The organism is Paraniabella ginsengisoli (assembly GCF_022513635.1).
Taxonomy (GTDB): Bacteria; Bacteroidota; Bacteroidia; order Chitinophagales; family Chitinophagaceae; genus Niabella; species Niabella ginsengisoli.
The window spans coordinates 364,687-383,400 of record NZ_JAKWBL010000001.1 but is presented as its reverse complement, the minus strand read 5'-3'; the positions used below and the strand labels follow the sequence as shown (position 1 = coordinate 383,400).

Here is an 18,714-nt window from a genome sequence, read left to right as displayed (position 1 = left end):
CCCCGCCAGAATGAATCTTTCGGGCGGGCGAACTAAATATCCGTTTCGCATAACATTTTTATTGAATAGGTCAGACAGTGTCTGACCTATTCAAACATAACTCTTAACTTTGCCCACTTTTATGGATAGACCCGTTTATGTAGGTTGAAAAATGTACTGCAGCACAAGAGTGCGACGCAACGAAGCTGATAGTTGTTCATCAGCCGGGTCAATAAAAAATAACAATCGAAAATTTTAAATAAACATGGCTTTACAAGCAGGAATTGTGGGGTTACCCAATGTAGGAAAATCAACTTTATTTAATGCGGTAAGCAATAGCGCCAAGGCGCAGGCCAGCAATTATCGCTTCTGCACCATAGAACCTAATACGGGCTTGGTTGATGTGCCGGACGAGCGCATTGATAAATTGGCAGAATTGGTGCAACCCGACCGCACGGTGCCTACCCAAATTGAGATTGTGGATATTGCCGGATTGGTAAAAGGAGCCAGCAAAGGCGAAGGATTGGGCAATAAGTTCCTCGCAAATATTCGTGAAGTGGATGCCGTAATTCACGTTATCCGCTGCTTTGAAGATGAGAATGTATTACGTGAAGAAGGCGCTATCAACCCCGTAAGCGATAAAGAAATTATTGATACCGAGCTTCAGTTGAAAGACCTGGATAGTGTGGAAAAACAAATCCAGAAAAAGAAAAGCAGGCTAAAACAGATCCTAAAGCCAAGCCCGAATTGGAAGTTTTACAAAAATGCTATGCGCATTTAGAACAGGGCAAAAGCATCCGCTCACTAGATTTGACCAAAGAAGAAAAAGCTGCGGTTGCTGATATGTTTTTACTTACCGATAAGCCTGTACTTTATGTAGCTAACGTTGATGAACCATCCATGCATACAGGTAATAAATTTTCAGAAGCATTAAAGAAAGTTGCTCAGGAAGAAGGCGCAGAGATCATTATTATGAGCAATTCTATTGAAGCGCAAATTTCGGAAATGGAAGATCCTGATGATAAAGCTTTATTTATGGATGAATACCAAATGAAAGAGCCTGCTCTAAATCGCCTGATTCGTTCGGCTTATCAGCTTTTAGGATTGAATACTTATTTCACAGCCGGTGTTCAGGAAGTGCGTGCCTGGACCTTTCATGAAGGCTGGAAAGCCCCGCAATGCGCCGGTGTTATTCATACCGATTTTGAAAAAGGATTTATCAAAGCAGAAGTAATTGGCTATGAAGATTACCTGCAATATAAAAGCGAAGCTGCTTGTCGCGAAGCCGGTAAATTAAGAATTGAAGGAAAAATATTTGGTTAAAGATGGAGACGTAATGCATTTCAGATTTAATGTGTAAATATTTCATAGCCCACGATTTAAATCGTGGGCTATGATTACACCACCAACAAGCTACAACCCCGCAAATCGCTATTATCCATGCGGCCGGTTACTTCAAAGCTTCCATCATTATTCAGCACACCTAAATCATCAGTAGCAATAAAGCTGCAGGAGTAAATATTGGCCAGGTCGATTATATTGATCAGTCCTCTTGTTCTTGCAGTAGTTGTATCTTCCTTTACTGTAAGGGGGTCTTCTTCATCTCTTAACAATATACGCATCCAGTCGGGTGTTTTAAATAAGCCGTTGCCGTGTGAATAGGCTTGGGATAGAAGTTCGGTCATTCCATATTCAGAATGAATCGTGTTTAAAGAAAAGGCCTGCTTCAATATATCATGCACTTCAGCTCTTATCATTTCTCTTCTTCTACCTTTCATGCCGCCTGTTTCCATCACAATGGTGTGCTTTAATGGCATTTTATATTTCTCTGCAAAATCAAGCAGACCAAAGGTTACACCAATTAACAATGTTTTTTGCCCGACAGCTTCAAGGGTTTGAAGTGTTTTAATAAGTTTGTCAAAATCATTCAGGTAAAAACCACTTTGATCATGTCCACTTTGATCAATCAGTTTTTGAACCATATACACCAGCGACGAATTTTGCCGCTCAAGGTAAGAAGGCAATAGGCCTAAAACGCACCATTCGTCCGGCTTTCCGTAAAACTGTTCGAAGCATTTATTAAAACTTTGCTCATAAATAGCTGCATCTTTTACGTAATGCTTGCTATTGATCGTTTCGGTCGTTCCGCTGCTTTCAAAAACAAGATTAGTAGTAAACGTGGTTGAAATTATTCTGTGTGTTTTAAAAAAACGGATAGGCAAAAATGGAATCTTCGCTGGTTGATCAATTTTTGAAACAGGCACAGCCAACGCATCTACATATTGCTTGTAAATATTGTTGTTAGCATATTGAAACCTGAAAACTTGCAGGCACGCGTCATTAAAATCCAACGCATCGTTGAAAATACTTTTTATCAGGTTTGCGCCGTTATCCATCTAATTTTTAAATACTTTTACGCACAAAAATAGTTTTAATTGCGGGGTTCTTATAATAGAAAGTTTTTCGACTTCATTGTTTTCAGCAACATTTTTATAGCCCTTTGCGCTGTAGCTATGGCTGGCTATAGCACGCATATCTTTTCACTGGGCTTCCCTCCGCCCCATTTTGCAGGCTTTTTATTTTTTTCTACACTGGCCAGCTACAACATTCATTGGTATTTGACAGATGAAACCACCGAAATTACCGCATCGCGCACTTATTGGCTGGCGCGCAATAAGTGGGTACACGCATTTTTCTTTCTCATCAGCTCGGTTGGATGCAGTTATTTTCTTCTACAAGAATTGAATTATATCAAATGGATACTTCCGGCTGTTTTTCTCACATTAATGTACACGGCCCCCAAATTTCCATTTAAACCTTTTATAGCTTTAAGAAAATTTATTCTTGGTAAAACAATTTTATTGGCGCTAATGTGGACATATATTACGTCTGCACTTCCATTTTTTATTTTAGAAAAACAATGGGAACCGGCATACGCCTTATTTTTCATTAACAGGTTTAGCCTCATTCTCCCCATTTGCATTTTATTCGATTTAAGAGATAAAGAGTATGACAAAGCAACAGGTGTCAAAACTTTTGTCACATTGCTGCCCAATCAAAAAATAAAAAAACTCTTCAATAGTTTTATTATCCTTAATGTAATTAGCGTCATATCACTTTGGCAATACACATCGTTTTCGTTTGTGGATAATTTTATTCTATTGATTCCTACCATCTTAACATTTTCGCTTTATGCAAATGCCACAAAAACCAAGAATGATTATTTATTTTATTTTATCTTAGACGGCTTAATGGCTCTTTCGCCTTTACTGTACTTTATAAAACTATATCTTATCGGTACAATATTTGCGTAGTATTTAAATATCTTATTCTGGCAATGCACACTTCATTTATAAAAATCATACACTTCAGCAGACTTGTAAAGATCAACGAGAGATTACGGGAATTCAACTACAAAAAAAACAACACTGCGGGTGATTATGTTTTTGATGTTGATACTGCCGACGACCGGGGTAATCGTATCTTTTTCCGGTTAAGTAAAAACGATAATGAATGGACACTGAATTCCACTCATGCAATTCCTGATTGGATAGGACAGCATTTACAACAATTAGTTACAGAGCTGGAAGAAGGAATTCTATCAAACTAATCCCCTTTCCTTTCGCATTATATTTTTTGAAGTCATCAGTTGATATGTGGCATCGCACTTGCGTCGCACACTTCAACAAAATGTACATATCTGATCCTATATAAAAGACAATAATAAGATCACAAATATATATGTGTAGTAACACTCCTCTTCAGGAGATGAGGATTTATAGTTAGTTTTGTTTGGATCTGTATAATATACTAATCAGCATTATATCTCTAACTATATACTAAAGCATTGGATCCTTTTCAAATTAAAGCACGTTATGTCGACATCAAAGGGAAAAGCATTTTCCCTGCACAAATTACTATCCATGATGGTATTATCTCCGGCATTAACCCGATTAACAAGCTTCCCAACGATGCGCCTTACATCCTGCCTGGCTTTGTAGATAGCCATGTGCATATTGAAAGCAGTATGCTTGTTCCTTCAGAGTTTGCAAAACTGGCCGTGGTTCATGGTACCGTTGCAACAATAAGTGATCCACACGAAATAGCTAATGTTTGTGGTATGGAGGGAGTAATGTACATGATCAACAATGGCAAAACCGTTCCTTTTAAATTCAATTTTGGAGCACCGAGTTGCGTACCTGCCACTACTTTTGAAACAGCAGGCGCAGCTTTAAAAATTGATGCAGTGAAAGAACTGCTCAAAAAGGATGAAATAAAATACCTAAGCGAAATGATGAACTTTCCAGGTGTTTTGAATGGTGATGAAGAAGTAATACAAAAGATAAAAGCCGCACACGATTTGGGAAAGCCGGTTGATGGCCATGCTCCCGGATTGCGCGGCGACGATGCCAAAAGATATATTGAGGCCGGAATCAGTACTGATCATGAATGTTTTACTGCAGAAGAAGCGTTGGATAAACTAAACCTTGGAATGAAAATTCTGATACGTGAAGGAAGTGCTGCCAGAAATTTCGAAGCGCTGATTGATCTGTTAAATGAATTTCCTAATCAAATAATGTTTTGCAGCGATGATAAGCATCCTGATAGTTTGGTATCGGGTCATATTAATCAGCTTTGCAAATGGGCTGTTGCCAAAGGAATTGATATATACAAAGTGCTGCAAGCCGCATGTATCAATCCTGTTGAGCATTATAAATTAGATGTTGGATTACTTCAAAAGGGCGATCCTGCTGATTTTATTTTGGTGAAGGATCTGAAACATTTCGAAATTCTTAAAACTTATATAAATGGACAGCTGGTAGCTCAAAACGCCAAAAGCCTCATCAAGCCACAACGCGCCAATATCATCAATAATTTTAACTGCACTATTAAAGAAGCAAGCTCATTTGCAGTGCAAGCAACAGCGGAAACAATACCTGTTATAGAGGCGCTGGATGGCCAGCTCATTACGAACCAGCTTTTATTATCGCCAAAAGTTGAAAATGGATATTTTGTTAGCGACATTGATAAAGATATTTTAAAAATTGCAGTAGTGAACAGGTATGCCGATGCACCAATTGCAATTGCTTTTATTAAAAACTTCGGTTTAAAAGAAGGCGCTCTTGCGTCATCTGTAGCGCACGACAGCCATAATATTGTAGCTGTGGGTGTTGATGATGAAAGTATTTGCAAAGCAGTAAATCTTATCATAGAAAATAAGGGAGGAATCAGCGCAATAAGTAATTCACACAGGGAAGCCATTTTACCCTTACCGGTTGCAGGCCTGATGAGCAATGAAGATGGATATAAAATAGCAGATGCCTATACAGCGATCGATAAAATGGCTAAAGAAATGGGAAGTGGATTGGGTGCACCTTTTATGACATTGTCATTTATGGCGCTACTCGTTATTCCTGAATTAAAATTGAGCGATAAAGGTTTGTTTGATGGGAAGAAATTTGAGTTCGTTTGAAAAAGTCGGGAAGTCAGCAAAGACCGAAGTCCGAAGGATTGTAAGCAAACTTATCTCTTTCCCGACTTCCGGACTCACGGTCTTTCCGTCTTTCCGTATTCCCGTCTTTCTCTATCTTCTCCACTCACCGACCCAACCCCTTCATTCACCGATATATTAAGTTTATATACAATAAATGTGTTGCAAACGCAGTTAGGGCACACTATTTTTACTTAAAATTTAAAAACAATGAGCGAGAACAATCCATACAATACAGAGATGTATAAAAGTGAGCCAGGCGGCTACCCGCAACCAGATCCTAAAAACTTCAGACCAAAACAATCACAAAGTCATATTTGGATAGGCGGCTTTTTGCTGGTAATTGGCGTTGTGTATTTATTAAAAAAAATGGGCCTTGATCTTCCCGACTTTCTTTTTTCCTGGCAGATGTTTCTGATAGCGCTGGGTATTTTTATCGGCATCCGCAAAAACTTTGAAGGCCCGGGTTGGATGATTTTGGTGCTAATAGGTTCTATATTCCTGATCAACGAATTTTTTGTATTTGGTGAGCTAAGGCGGTTTATACTTCCTATTATCCTGATTGGCTCGGGCTTATTTTTCATATTCCGTCCTAAAGGCTCAAAAAATTATATACAATTTGATGAAGGCGGCACGGCGCCTCTGGCTGGGGCAAGTGGCCAGGATTATATAGATACGACTTCAATTTTCGGCGGCTCTAAAAAGAAGGTTTTTTCTAAAAGCTTTAAAGGCGGCGACATGACCAATGTATTTGGCGGCAGCGAAATAGACCTTTCTCAAGCTGATATTAACGGCACCGCTGTGCTCGATGTTACTGCACTTTTTGGTGGCGCTACACTCATTGTTCCTTCGCATTGGAATGTAATTTCGGAAGCGGTTGCTATAATGGGTGAGGTAAAAGACAAACGTGTAATGCAAGGCGTACCCGAAGTGAATAAAACATTGCTTATAAAAGGAACTGTAATTTTTGGAGGTATAGACATTAAAAGTTTTTAATTTAGTATTATGTAAATTAAATAGTGTCTGTCAGGCTGAGCTTGCCGAAGCCCGTTCAACGTACCCTTCGACAAGCTCAGGGTGACAACCGACACGACAGCGTTTACTTGACGTACATAGTTCATTGATTGTATTACTATGAACCATGAACTATCAACTATTAACCAAATAAACCATGTCTTCTCCTCTTTCAGAAAAGCGATTTATTTTTTCTCTTATTGTTGGCTGGGTTATATTGGTGAACGCGCAGGCACTCATTCTTTATCGCTTACAATTTCCGCTTAGCATTGCAATTAGTGATAGCCTTATTTGTATTAGTTTACTGCTACTGGCTGGGCTGCTGGTTTTAAATATCACTAAATATTATCTGCCTACAAGCTATCAATATGTTGGTGTTGTAGTTTCATCAATTGTGTTAGCCGCATTGTGGCTGCTTGTTTCTAACAGCTTTTTAAAAATTATTTTTTCGGGGCAAATCGCCTATTTATCATTTCTACATAATTCATTGGCCATAAGATTTGCCTTTGCATTTTTGGTATTAACTATCGTTACTACAGCTTCCATACTTTGGTACAACTGGCAGGAACGTCAAAAAGAATCACAACGAAAATCTGATGTAGAAGCGCTTTCCCGCGAAGCGGAATTATTTAAGTTACGTCAGCAGTTGCAGCCCCATTTTCTTTTCAATAGCCTTAATTCAATCAATGCTTTAATCGGAATTGATCCTCAATTAGCGAGAAAAATGGTGCAACAACTTTCCGATTTTTTGCGCGGCACTTTAAAAAAGAAGAGTCGCAAATGGTAACCTTGGAAGAAGAAATTGGCTACCTCAACTTATATTTGGAGATAGAAAAAGTACGTTTTGGTAATCGGCTGCAAACAGAAATAAACATCAGCGATGGCTGTAAACCTGCGCTGCTACCTACTTTATTGCTTCAACCCATTGTTGAAAACGCTATCAAATTTGGACTTTATGACACAACGGGACAAACGCTCATTACAATTGATTGCCAGTCAGACGGGAAAGAACTGATCATCAGTGTAAAAAATCCATTCGATCCGGAAACCTCCAATCCAAAAAAAGGAACCGGATTTGGGTTATCATCTATCAACAGAAGATTATATTTGTTGTTCGCAAGAAACGACTTGTTAACAACAGCGATTCATGATACTGTTTTTGAAACAACTGTAAAAATCCCTCAGTAAAAATGAGTAAAGTAATAATTATTGACGATGAGTTTTTAGCCAGAAGCATGGTTAAAGAATATTTGAGAAAGCATCCGCAATTAGAAATAGTGGCAGAATGCGGTGATGGCTTTGAAGGATTAAAAGCCATTCAGGAGCATGAGCCTGATTTGATTTTTTAGATATTCAAATGCCAAAAATCAGCGGTTTTGAAATGCTGGAACTGGTAGAAAATCCGCCTGCCGTAATTTTTGCAACAGCATTTGATGAATATGCTATTAAAGCTTTTGAAGCACACGCCATAGATTACTTACTAAAACCTTTTGACCAGGAACGTTTTGACAAAGCGGTAGCTAAATTTATGGCACAAAACAAACCAGCCGCTACAGAAAACACAAAAGAACTATTGAACGATGCACAATTACCCGGTAGCAATAGCCGCATTGTGGTGAAGAACGGGAGTAAAATAAAGATCATTCCCGTGCAGGAAGTGTTGTACCTGGAAGCGGCAGATGACTTTGTAAAAATATTTACCAAAGAAGGCTATTTTTTGAAGAACAAAACAATGGCATTTTTTGAATCTTTTTGCCGGCTGATATGTTTGTGCGCAGCCACCGTTCATTTATTGTAAATATTCAGGAAATCACCCGCATCGATCCTTATGAAAAAGACGGGCATGTAGCTGTGTTAAAAAATGGCGCTAAAATAAACGTAAGCCGCAACGGATATGGTAAATTAAAAGGCGTGTTGGGATTGTAAAATCCATATTAAATATTGTTAAAAGCACAAAATTAAGGCTACACGAAAATCTGAACTCTACAAGGTCCTATTTCGCACTCACTTTCCATATAATCCCGGACGTATCATCGTTTACCAATAGAGAACCATCGGGCGCAACGCTAACATCAACAGGTCTTCCATATACTTCACTTTTTTCATCGTTGGCAATAAAGCCTGTGAGAAAATCCACAGGAGGTTGTGGCTTGCCTTTTACAAAAGGTATAAAAACCACTTTATATCCCGAAAGCTTGGAACGGTTCCATGAACCATGCTGACCAATAAATGCTCCGTTTTTATATTTGGCAGGAAACTGCTTTGCTGTGTAAAATGTTATTCCCAGCGATGCGGTGTGCGGGCCTAAAGGCACATCGGGTATAATGGCTTTATTTACCAAATCTTCATGTGGATCTTCGGCCCAGCGCGGATCTTTTACTTTACCGTAATAACTAAATGGCCAGCCATACCAGCCGCCGCGCTTTACACTTGTGGCGTAATCAGGCACAATTTCATCTCCCAATCCATCACGTTCGTTAACCGCAGTCCAAAGCTCGCCGGTAACGGGATTCCAGTCTAAGCCAACAGGATTGCGAATGCCGCTGGCATAAATTTTAAGATCAGATCCGTCTGGATTTGCTTCGTAAATCAATGCACGGCCTTCTTCTTTTTCAATGCCTTGCTCGCCTACATTACTGGCAGAACCAACAGTAATGTAAATTTTATTTTTCGCTTTGTTGGTAATAATATTTCTCGTCCAATGGTTGTTATAACCGCTTGCGGATAGTTCAATAATTTTCTTGCCTTCTCCTTCCAGTTTGATGTCGCCTTCTTTATAAGCGTAACGATAAACCCCGTCAGTATTTGCGATGTAGAAATAATTACCCAATATCAGCATTCCGAAATTACGGTTGAGGTTATTAATAAATACATGGCGTTCATCGATATTGCCATCTTTGTCCTTATCTCTCAATAAAGTAATTTGATTCGCGCTTTTACGAGTGCCTGCTTCAGCAATAAAATAGTCTCCATTTGGCGCAATATAAGTCCAACGCGGGTTTTCGAGCTTGTCGGCGAAACGCGTAACTGTAAATCCTTCAGGCGTCTTTGGCGTTTGCCCTTCCGGCCAGTCGATCGTTCTGCTGTTTTTATTTGCCGATTCTGTTTTAAATGGAGGCTGCAAAACCAAAGGTCCAACAGCTGTTTTTACAGTAACGGGCGCCTGACCAGCTAATTGCTTTTTGGTTTCGTTATCTATTTTACCCTGACCATAGGCATTTATACAAATTGCCGCCAACAAAGACAAAGGGATCGCATTTTTTAACCGGACCATATACTTGTTTTGAAGAATTAACAGATGATAAATGTACATCAACTGAAGAGTGCGACGCAATATTGATGCCACCTATTCTTCAGCCGGGTCAATAAAAATCTAAGCGTCAAACTCGTAGCCAATATCCTTTCTAAAATACATATCATCAAATTTTATTTTAGACAAAGCTTCTTTTGATTTGGCTACCGCTTCGGGAATGCTGTTGGCAAATGAAGTGGCGCAAAGTACGCGGCGCCGCTGGTTACAATGTCACCATCTTTTTCTTTTGTACCTGCCTGGAAAATAATAACCTCCCCCAACCCTCCGAAGGAGGGGGAAAGAAATGGCATATCCTTTTTCGAAATTGCCGGGATAGCCTCCACTTACTGCTACTACTGTTGCAGCGCTGCGATCATCCGTTTCAATTTTTATATCGCTTAATGTGTGTTGTGCTGCTGCCAGGCAAAGTTCAGCCAGATCATTTTTTAAGCGCGGCATTACCACTTCCGTTTCAGGATCGCCCATGCGGCAATTGTATTCAATTACATAAGGCTCATTGTTCACTTTTATTAAACCGATAAAAACAAAACCGGTATAGTTTATACTTTCATTTTCTAAACCCGCTACAGTTGGTTTGATAATTTTTCTGGTCACTTTTTCCATAAATTCTTCTGATGCAAAAGGCACGGGGCTTACAGCGCCCATGCCACCTGTATTTAGACCAGTATCTGTTTCGCCAATACGTTTGTAATCCTTGGCTTCGGGCAATAACACGTATTCTTTACCATCCGTCAAAATAAATACGCTCATTTCAATTCCGTCTAAAAACTGTTCTACCACAACCGTTTTACTGGCATCACCAAATTTCGCCTGCACCAACATAGCTTCAAATTCCATAATAGCATCGGCATGTGTTTCGCAAATCACCACGCCTTTTCCTCCTGCGAGTCCATCGGCTTTTAATACAATTGGTAATGAATGTGCTTTTAGATAATTAACGCCTTCTTCAAATTGTTCTGCCGAAAACTCTTTATATGCTGCGGTAGGAATATCATGCCTATGCATGAAAGCTTTGGCGAATGCTTTGCTGCCTTCCAACTGAGCGCCAAATTGCGATGGACCAATAAAATGAATATGCTTTAGCTGATCTTTTTGAAAATAATCCCAAGCCCCTTTCACCAAAGGTTCTTCTGGACCTGCAATTACCATTTCAATTTTGTTATCAATACAAAATTTACCAAGCTCTTCAAAATCGGTAATGGCAATGTCGATATTAGTTCCGCATTGCGCCGTACCCGGATTACCAGGCGCTATGAATAATTCATGTTTTCCTTGTCCTCTTTCTTTAATGTTCCAGGCCAGGGCATGTTCTCTTCCACCGCCTCCAAGTATTAATATGTTCATTTATGCTATTTTTTAGAGGTGGTGAAGGTAATGAAAAGAATAACCAGGCGCAACAGCCTTCCTGCTTAAAATATTTCCATACCACCTATATTTGCCGTGTTGTATTTGCTTATGGCTAAATTGCTATATTTACTAATCTTGTAAAAAATATTAATATGTCCGCAACCGAAAACGACTTTTTTAAGAGCCGCGTATTGGGCCACCCTTCAGGTTTATTTGTATTATTCTTTACGGAAATGTGGGAAAGGTTTTCCTACTATGGCATGAGGGCTTTGCTGGTGTTGTTTCTGACATCGTCCTTAATTGGTGACAACCCAGGCTGGGGATGGCCACGTGAACATGCGCTTGCCTTGTACGGATCGTACACCGCAATGGCTTATTTAACGCCAATTTTGGGAGGCTATTTTGCAGACAAGATTTTGGGTTACCGATGGGCGGTAGTATTAGGCGCTTCACTTATGACATTGGGTCATGCTTCCATGGCTATTGAAACCAATCAGATGTTTTTATATATGGGCCTGATTTTACTTGTTTTAGGTAATGGATTTTTCAAACCTAATATGACATCTATCCTGTCTGAAATGTATAAAGAAAACCAGCAAAAGAAAGACGGCGCCTATACTATATTTTATATGGGCGTTAATTCGGGGGCATTTTTGGGCATGCTGCTTTGCGGTTATCTTGGTGAGAAAGTTGGATGGAGTTATGGATTTGGCCTTGCCGGCATATTTATGCTGGTTGGTATGCTTCAGTTTTATTTTACTCAGGGCATTTTTGGAAGCATAGGTTTAAAGCCTGTTAAAATAAAAAAGATATTGAAGTAGCGGAAAGCACAGAAGGTAGTGTTGTTGAAAAGATAGATATCGCTAACAATATGGATAAAGCGCCATTAAACCCTTTTTCGATTTTTGATTTGGTAATTATCGCTATTGTTTCTATTACAGGATTAGTTTGGGTTATTAATGATCCCATTTCTAAAATCACTTCCTCCAAATTGTTCAACTTTACGGTAGGCGGTTTATCTGGGAGCAATTTTGTTGTGCTAATTGCCTTGGGTTTATTCATTTTTATTCTTGTGAAAAGGATCAGTCAATATACACCGGTGTTAAGAGACCGCATGATTGCTATTATTGTACTAGCGTTCATTACGGTTTTTTTCTGGGCATCTTTTGAGCAAGCTGGCGGCTCCATGACGATTTTTGCGAATGACTACACAGACAGGGTTTTGGAAGGTAGCGGTAAAATAGCTTTTAATATTGTTAATACATTGATTACCGTAGCCCCAATGGCCATTATTTCCTATGTCCTAATAAAACTGTTCGGTCAGACTTTTAAAAAATATGCGTTAGGTAATATTATTCTAGCTGTAGGATTCTTGTTAATCTGGGGACTTGTTATTTATATGCTCAGCCAACAATATGTTGAAGAAAAATCGGAGATACCTGCTACTTGGTTTGGTATTCTTAATTCTTTATTCATCATTAGCCTGGCGCCATTGGTATCTAAAATATGGGAGAGCAAATTCAACCCTCCAGCTACTGTAAAAAATGGAATAGGAATGATATTGCTGGGTATTGGTTTTGCTGCTTTAGCCATTGGAGCTTCATCTATTCCACAAGGAGCAAAAGTAGCACAGGTAAGCCTCATTTGGTTAGTGTTTGCTTACTTGTTCCATACACTTGGCGAATTATTCATTTCTCCCGTTGGCTTGTCTTATTTGAGCAAACTTGTTCCTGGAAGAATGATTGGTATTATGTTTGGAATCTGGTATCTGGCTATTGCTATCGGAAATAAATTAGCCGGAAGCATTGGGGGTGAGATTGATAAAATAACGGCCAAATATGACATGCAGACCTTTTTCTTAATCTTCACATTTATTCCAATGGCATTGGGTGTATTGATTATTTTACTAACACCCGTTTTGAAAAAACTAATGCACGGCGTAAGATAATTATACAAGTAATTTTAAAGTCCCGAATCATTTGATTTTGGGACTTTTTTAATTTTAGAACATAATGCAACAAACAGCTTCAATGCGGCAACCCCGCCAACTATACTTGTTATTCTTCGCAGAAATGTGGGAACGCTTTTCCTTTTATGGAATGAAAGCATTGCTGATTGCCTACATGGTAACAGAGTTAAAATTTGATGAACCAAAATCTTACGGTATTCTCGGTGCTTACTCAGCATTAGTTTATACAGTCCCAATGTTGGGCGGCATGCTGGCCGATCGTTTTCTGGGTTATCGACGAGCAGTGATTTACGGCGGCCTTCTTATGACCATAGGACATTTAGTACTGGCACTACCGCAGGAATGGAGCTTCTTTTCAGGTATGGCATTTATCATTTGTGGCAATGGATTTTTCAAACCGAATATTTCCAGTTTAGTCGGCACTTTATATGAAGCAAATGATCCTCGCCGCGACAGCGGTTTCTCTTTATTTTATATGGGAATCAATATTGGTGCGGCTTTGGGCGGATTGCTTTGCGGGTATGTAGGGCAAAAGATCAACTGGCATTATGGTTTTGGTTTGGCTGGTATTTTTATGTTATTAGGATTAGTTGTTTTTATTTTCGGACAAAAATCTCTTGAACACAGAGGCCTACCTCCAAATATGGAAGCACTAAAAAACGCACCTTCGGCATTAATACAGAGTACCTGATTTATGGAGCATCACTGTTAATTGTGCCTATTGTTATCGCACTTTTCAACCGCCATGAAATAATGGACTATTTTATGGGCATTTTGGGTGCACTGGCCATTGTATATGTTTTATGGGAAGCTTTTAGAATGGAAGTAGCTGGCAGGAATAAATTAATTGCGGCTTTGTTTATGGTTGTTTTCTCCATATTCTTTTGGGCTTTTTATGAGCAAAATGCAGGAGCGTTGAATTTATTTGCAATGCGAAATGTAGATATGCATGTAATGGGCACAGAACTTCCAGCTTTAGCCGTGAATAATTTCTTGCCTCCCGGGTGGGTAATTATATTAAGTTTCTTTTTGCCTGGCTATGGACATGGTTAGCCAAACGAAGAGTGGAACCTTCAACACCAGTTAAGTTCGGCTTTTCGTTTGTATTAATGGCCGCAGGGTTCATGGTATTTTATCTGGCATGTTTGAATGCCGAAAACGGGCTGATCAGCCTTTTTGCATTTGCGATGGGATATATGTTTATCATTGCAGGTGAGCTTTGCCTATCCCCCATTGGATTATCAATGGTTACCAAACTTTCGCCAATAAGAATGGTAGCGGTAATGATGGGCATTTGGTTTTTCGCCAGTGCCGGCGGTGAGTTTTTAGCAGGAAAGATCGGTAAAATGATGAGTGTTCCGGAAGCTGTTCAAAATAATGCTATCGCTTCCCTTCCTTATTATGCTACGATCTTAAAGGAAATAGCTATAGCCTCGGCCATTGCAGGAGCTTTAATACTTTTTCTATCTCCCTTAGTTAGGAAATGGATGGGGGATGTGAAGTAAAAGTTTATAGTGTTACAGTTGAAAGTTGACAGTTTGTGCCACTTCTTGTCAACTTTCATCTGTCAACGGTCAACTTTTTCCTTACATAAAATCATCTACTTCTCTGTAAGCCTGTACCAGTCTTTCCTCCCCGGCTTTTCCAGCTTGGGATATGCCATGTTCCATTCCAACTACACCTTTGTATCCTTTTTCATGTAAAAACTTGAATACGTTTTTATAATTAACCTCTCCGGTTGTAGGTTCTTTACGTCCGGGATTATCGCCTACCTGTATATAAGGAATTTCATCCCAGCATAATTCCATATTCTTAATCAAATTTCCCTCATTCTTTTGCATGTGATAAGCATCATATAATATCTTACAGCTTGGACTATCTACAGCTTTGCATATCTCATAAGTTTGAGTTGAATACCTTAAGAATAAGTCGGGTGTATCACTTAGCGGCTCCAGCACCATTATAATTCCGTGTGGCTCAAAAATTTCGGCGCCACGGCGCAAGGCTTCCACTACATTAGCTGTTTGTATGGCAAGTGGCAAAGATTTTTCAAAATCACCGGGAACTACTGTTACCCACTTAGCATTGCAACGTTTCGCAACTTCAACTGATTTTCGGCAGCCATCCAGAAAAATATCAATATGTTCTTTCTTTTTCGCAGCTAATGTATTAGCTCCGTTACCGCCTTTGGGCACTACAAATACACCCATTCTCATGTTGAGTTTTGCAAGGGTTTCACCAATTTTGCTTTGCATTTCAGGCGTCCTTCCTGCCATTCCGTTATCTTCTATAGATCTGAAACCCAGGTCGTGCATATATTTTAACTGATCTATAAAATCTTTCCCTGCGCTATTGGCAAACATGCCATCGTGTGGGGCATAATCAAGATGAAATGTTTGCCCTTCAACTGTTTGAGTTCTGCCAAAACTTGCAGAAGCTATAGCTAGTGAGCCTGTTGAGAGCAGGCTGTTCTTTAAAAAAGACCGTCTTTGCATCGTTATGATTTTTTAGGCGAAATCCGATAATATCGGGTTTATTTTGATAAATGGTAAAAACAAAAATGACACATGAAAAATAGCAAAATTTGTTCAACCACCCTAAACAAACGTTTGCACAAAATAATTTCGACTTAGTTTTATATCTTTAAGCCCATGCGAGAGATTGTTTTAATCGCCTGTGGAGCGATTGCCCTAAATGCCTCGGCACAGGATCAGGCATTTGAAAAATATGAACAGGCCATTCCCGGCAGTACTGTGAAATTTGAAATGGTTCCCATAAAAGAAGGAAGCTTTATGATGGGTAGCGCTAAAGAGGCAGATGAAAAGCCTCAACATGAAGTGGACCTTACTGCTTTTTGGATGGGCGCTAAAGAGGTAACCCACGATGAATACGGACTATATCTTAATGACGAAACTTACGGACAAAACAGTGAAGTAGATGCTATTACACGTCCCACCAGGCCTTATGTAGATGTAACTCTTGGAATGGGCAAAGAAGGCGGTTTTCCCGCTAACAGCATGAAGCAGCATGGCGCGTTGATGTACTGCAAATGGTTGTATAAAAAAACAGGTGTTTTTTACAGGCTGCCAACAGAAGCCGAATGGGAATATGCCTGCCGCGCTGGTTCCAAAACAGCTTATCCTTTTGGTAATGACAGCGCTCAACTTAAAGAGTATGCCTGGTATGCTGCCAACAGCGAAAATAAATATCATAAAACCGGATTGAAAAAGCCCAACGCCTGGGGACTATACGATATTTTGGGTAATGTGCAGGAATGGGTGCTTGACCAATATGCCGAAGATGCTTATGGTAAGATAGAAAAAGGAGCCAAAGACCCGGTAAATACGCCCACTACAAAACATCCTTTGGTGGTACGTGGCGGGGATTATGATGATTATGCGGACAAGTTGAGAAGCGCCAATCGCGAACCATCTGATTTGATCTGGAACAGAAGAGACCCTCAAATACCTAAAAGTAAATGGTGGAATGCAGATGCTCCTTTTGTAGGATTTAGATTAGTGCGCCCTTTGAAACAACCTACCAAAGAAGAAGCAGCTCGCTTTTTCGAGACGTATTTGAGTTTATAATGGCGTAGTTGAGCAAGTTGATTTATATTCCACAGATGAAGTGATTGCGACGCAAGACCGATGCCCTATATTCATAAGCTGGTATAATAAAATTATTTTATACAATAAATATCAAAACAAAAAAGATGGACAATAAAACAACTCGCAGAAGATTTGTACAACAAAGCGGCTTGCTTGCTGGCGGCCTGATGGCTGCACCACTTTTAAGCAGGGCTAATTTCTTTTCAGGTGCGGCTGGCACTATAAAAATCGCATTGATCGGCTGTGGCGGGCGTGGTACAGGCGCAGCTACGCAGGCATTAAGCACAAAACAAAACGTGCAGTTGGTTGCTATGGCTGATGCATTTAAAGATCGAATTGATAGTTGTCATAAAGCCATTACCGGAGAGTTGGCAGAATCTGGCATTGACAAAAATAAAGTTGACGTGCCCGAAGACAGAAAATTTGTTGGTTTTGATGCGTATGAAAAAGCAATAGCATTGGCTGATGTTGTAATCCTAACAACTCCTCCGGGATTCAGACCTATACATTTTGAAGAAGCAGTAAAGCAAGGCAAACATGTATTTATGGAAAAGCCTGTTGCTACAGACCCGGCAGGTATTAAGAAAGTATTAGACGTTGCGGAGATAGCCAAACAAAAGAAATTAAATGTTGTAGTTGGTTTACAAAGAAGATATCAAAATTCTTATCGTGAATTATTTAAAAGGAAAGACCTGATCGGAGATATCACTTCAGCTCAGGCCTGGTGGAATAATGATGGTGTGTGGGTTAAAGAACGCCAACCTAACCAAACAGAAATGGAATACCAGATGCGTAACTGGTATTATTTTAACTGGCTTTGTGGCGATCATATTGTGGAGCAACACGTACATAATATTGATGTGATCAACTGGTTTAAAGGCGGATACCCCGTAAAAGCTCAAGGTTTGGGCGGCCGCCAGGTTCGGACCGATAAAAAGTATGGCGAAATATTCGATCATCATTTTGTAGAATTTCATTATGCTGATGGCAGCGTTCTAAATAGCCAGTGCCGCCATATTCCAGGTACCATGAGTAAAGTAGATGAATTGATTGTTGGAACTAAAGGAAAAATATATGGTGATACGGGTATCATCAAAGATAACAAAGGCAATACGCTATTTGCATTTGACAGAAAAACTGAAAACAATCCTTATCAGGCAGAACATGATGAACTGTTTGCAGCTATTGCAAAAGGTGAATATAAATTTGACAACGCTGAATATGGCGCCATGAGTACCTTAACAGGTATTGTGGGACGTATGGCCACTTACAGCGGACAGGTAATTGATTTTGAAAAAGCGTTGAACAGCGGTATTAATATTATGCCAAAGGAATATAGCTTCAATGCTGCACCACCTGTAGTACCAAACGCTGATGGAAGCTATCCAATTGCAGTTCCTGGTAAAACAAAATATTTTTAAGCATAAAATTTATTACTAGTTTAAAGACTTGCCTTAACAGGTAAGTCTTTTTTATTAACTTTCATTGAATGGAAAAGTATGCGCTGTTAAGATTCCACGCGTCAATTGATATCATTGGGATCAATCCTTTTGTTACATTACCTGAAAATATATTGCAATCCATTTTTAAGCAAGCAGAAAAAGATAAAGGACCCATACCTGTAAAAGGCACTCTTAACAAGAAAGCATATACCCAAACCTTGTTAAAATATAAAGGGGTATGGCGCTTGTACATTAATACAGTAATGCTTAAAGATTCTCCAAAACGGATTGGAGAAACCGTTGATATTACTATATCTTATAACACTTCGCCTCCAACAGTCGCCGTTCCTGTCGCTTTTATTAAAGTTTTGAAAAAAGACAAAGAAGCGGCTGCAGTTTACGAAACACTTCCACCGTCATTGCAAAAGGAAATCAACCGTTATTTATCTAACTTAAAAACAGAAGAAAGCCTGGATAGAAATATTTTGCGGGCACTTAATTTTTTAAAAGGAAAGGAACGATTTGTTGGGAGAGATAGGCCGCGGTAATAA

The 18,714-nt window shown here is 39.4% G+C and carries 19 protein-coding genes and 3 pseudogenes; 17 read left to right on the top strand and 5 right to left on the bottom strand.

Going from position 1 to position 18,714, the window contains the following annotated elements:
• Positions 1-244: 244 nt before the first annotated feature.
• The gene (locus tag MKP09_RS28535; protein ID WP_317235167.1) at positions 245-760 is read left to right on the top strand and encodes a GTPase; all 516 of its coding nucleotides are present in this window, start codon (positions 245-247) and stop codon (positions 758-760) included.
• Positions 727-1,302: a DUF933 domain-containing protein gene (locus MKP09_RS28530; RefSeq protein ID WP_317235166.1), complete on the top strand. Its 576-nt coding sequence runs from the start codon at positions 727-729 to the stop codon at positions 1,300-1,302. Before MKP09_RS28535 ends, MKP09_RS28530 begins: the two co-directional genes overlap by 34 nt.
• Positions 1,303-1,376: 74 nt before the next feature.
• On the opposite strand, the gene MKP09_RS02175 is transcribed toward MKP09_RS28530, so the two are convergent.
• Positions 1,377-2,375, bottom strand: a complete 999-nt coding sequence (locus MKP09_RS02175) for a LuxE/PaaK family acyltransferase (RefSeq protein WP_240826228.1) — start codon at positions 2,373-2,375, stop codon at positions 1,377-1,379.
• Positions 2,376-2,414: 39 nt separating this feature from the next.
• Here MKP09_RS02175 and MKP09_RS02170 point away from each other — a divergent pair, with 39 nt between their 5' ends.
• From MKP09_RS02170 to MKP09_RS02130, 7 genes and pseudogenes are all read left to right on the top strand, one after another.
• Positions 2,415-3,293: a UbiA family prenyltransferase gene (locus tag MKP09_RS02170; RefSeq protein WP_240826227.1), complete on the top strand. Its 879-nt coding sequence runs from the start codon at positions 2,415-2,417 to the stop codon at positions 3,291-3,293.
• Positions 3,294-3,316: 23 nt separating this feature from the next.
• On the top strand, positions 3,317-3,589 hold the full coding sequence (locus MKP09_RS02165; protein ID WP_240826226.1) for a hypothetical protein: 273 nt from the start codon (positions 3,317-3,319) through the stop codon (positions 3,587-3,589).
• Between the two features lie 237 nt (positions 3,590-3,826).
• Positions 3,827-5,452: an adenine deaminase gene (gene ade / locus MKP09_RS02160; RefSeq protein WP_240826225.1), complete on the top strand. Its 1,626-nt coding sequence runs from the start codon at positions 3,827-3,829 to the stop codon at positions 5,450-5,452.
• Positions 5,453-5,680: 228 nt separating this feature from the next.
• Positions 5,681-6,466: a LiaF transmembrane domain-containing protein gene (locus tag MKP09_RS02155; protein ID WP_240826224.1), complete on the top strand. Its 786-nt coding sequence runs from the start codon at positions 5,681-5,683 to the stop codon at positions 6,464-6,466.
• 175 nt (positions 6,467-6,641) lie between these two features.
• Positions 6,642-7,672 (top strand): annotated as a pseudogene (locus MKP09_RS27790) (sensor histidine kinase).
• A gap of 2 nt (positions 7,673-7,674) precedes the next feature.
• Positions 7,675-8,282 (top strand): annotated as a pseudogene (locus tag MKP09_RS02135) (LytR/AlgR family response regulator transcription factor).
• The gene (locus MKP09_RS02130; RefSeq protein ID WP_240826219.1) at positions 8,255-8,410 is read left to right on the top strand and encodes a LytTR family DNA-binding domain-containing protein; all 156 of its coding nucleotides are present in this window, start codon (positions 8,255-8,257) and stop codon (positions 8,408-8,410) included. Before MKP09_RS02135 ends, MKP09_RS02130 begins: the two are co-directional and overlap by 28 nt.
• Before the next feature lie 67 nt (positions 8,411-8,477).
• Here the strand turns inward: MKP09_RS02130 and MKP09_RS02125 are convergent, their stop codons facing one another.
• From MKP09_RS02125 to purD, 3 genes and pseudogenes are all read right to left on the bottom strand, one after another.
• Complete coding sequence (locus MKP09_RS02125) at positions 8,478-9,725, bottom strand: PQQ-dependent sugar dehydrogenase (RefSeq protein ID WP_240826218.1); 1,248 nt, start codon at positions 9,723-9,725, stop codon at positions 8,478-8,480.
• A gap of 132 nt (positions 9,726-9,857) precedes the next feature.
• Positions 9,858-9,977 (bottom strand): annotated as a pseudogene (locus MKP09_RS02120) (hypothetical protein); the annotation flags it as partial.
• A 30-nt stretch (positions 9,978-10,007) separates the two neighbouring features.
• Positions 10,008-11,141: a phosphoribosylamine--glycine ligase gene (gene purD, locus MKP09_RS02115; protein ID WP_240826217.1), complete on the bottom strand. Its 1,134-nt coding sequence runs from the start codon at positions 11,139-11,141 to the stop codon at positions 10,008-10,010.
• 155 nt (positions 11,142-11,296) lie between these two features.
• Here purD and MKP09_RS02110 point away from each other — a divergent pair, with 155 nt between their 5' ends.
• The 5 genes from MKP09_RS02110 (at position 11,297) to MKP09_RS02090 (ending at position 14,618) form a co-directional block, all read left to right on the top strand.
• Positions 11,297-11,965, top strand: coding sequence for a peptide MFS transporter (locus MKP09_RS02110; RefSeq protein WP_240826216.1), 669 nt, complete (start codon positions 11,297-11,299; stop codon positions 11,963-11,965).
• Between the two features lie 50 nt (positions 11,966-12,015).
• Positions 12,016-13,092 carry a POT-type proton-dependent oligopeptide transporter gene (locus MKP09_RS02105; protein WP_240826215.1) on the top strand — a complete coding sequence of 359 codons (1,077 nt, stop codon included), beginning with the start codon at positions 12,016-12,018 and terminating at the stop codon, positions 13,090-13,092.
• Positions 13,093-13,174: 82 nt separating this feature from the next.
• Positions 13,175-13,804 carry a peptide MFS transporter gene (locus MKP09_RS02100; protein ID WP_240826214.1) on the top strand — a complete coding sequence of 210 codons (630 nt, stop codon included), beginning with the start codon at positions 13,175-13,177 and terminating at the stop codon, positions 13,802-13,804.
• Positions 13,805-13,827: 23 nt separating this feature from the next.
• Entirely contained in the window at positions 13,828-14,166 is a 339-nt protein-coding gene (locus MKP09_RS02095) for a POT-type proton-dependent oligopeptide transporter (RefSeq protein WP_240826213.1), read from the top strand.
• On the top strand, positions 14,118-14,618 hold the full coding sequence (locus tag MKP09_RS02090; protein WP_240826212.1) for a POT-type proton-dependent oligopeptide transporter: 501 nt from the start codon (positions 14,118-14,120) through the stop codon (positions 14,616-14,618). Before MKP09_RS02095 ends, MKP09_RS02090 begins: the two co-directional genes overlap by 49 nt.
• A gap of 81 nt (positions 14,619-14,699) precedes the next feature.
• Here MKP09_RS02090 and MKP09_RS02085 read toward each other — a convergent pair whose 3' ends face one another.
• Entirely contained in the window at positions 14,700-15,608 is a 909-nt protein-coding gene (locus MKP09_RS02085) for a hydroxypyruvate isomerase family protein (protein WP_240826211.1), read from the bottom strand.
• A 156-nt stretch (positions 15,609-15,764) separates the two neighbouring features.
• Here MKP09_RS02085 and MKP09_RS02080 point away from each other — a divergent pair, with 156 nt between their 5' ends.
• The 3 genes from MKP09_RS02080 to MKP09_RS02070 all read left to right on the top strand — a co-directional run bounded on the left by MKP09_RS02080 (position 15,765) and on the right by MKP09_RS02070 (position 18,711).
• Positions 15,765-16,700, top strand: coding sequence for a formylglycine-generating enzyme family protein (locus tag MKP09_RS02080; protein ID WP_240826210.1), 936 nt, complete (start codon positions 15,765-15,767; stop codon positions 16,698-16,700).
• A 125-nt stretch (positions 16,701-16,825) separates the two neighbouring features.
• Positions 16,826-18,142, top strand: a complete 1,317-nt coding sequence (locus MKP09_RS02075; RefSeq protein WP_240826209.1) for a Gfo/Idh/MocA family protein — start codon at positions 16,826-16,828, stop codon at positions 18,140-18,142.
• 68 nt (positions 18,143-18,210) lie between these two features.
• Positions 18,211-18,711, top strand: coding sequence for a DUF1905 domain-containing protein (locus tag MKP09_RS02070; protein WP_240826208.1), 501 nt, complete (start codon positions 18,211-18,213; stop codon positions 18,709-18,711).
• Positions 18,712-18,714 lie beyond the last annotated feature (3 nt).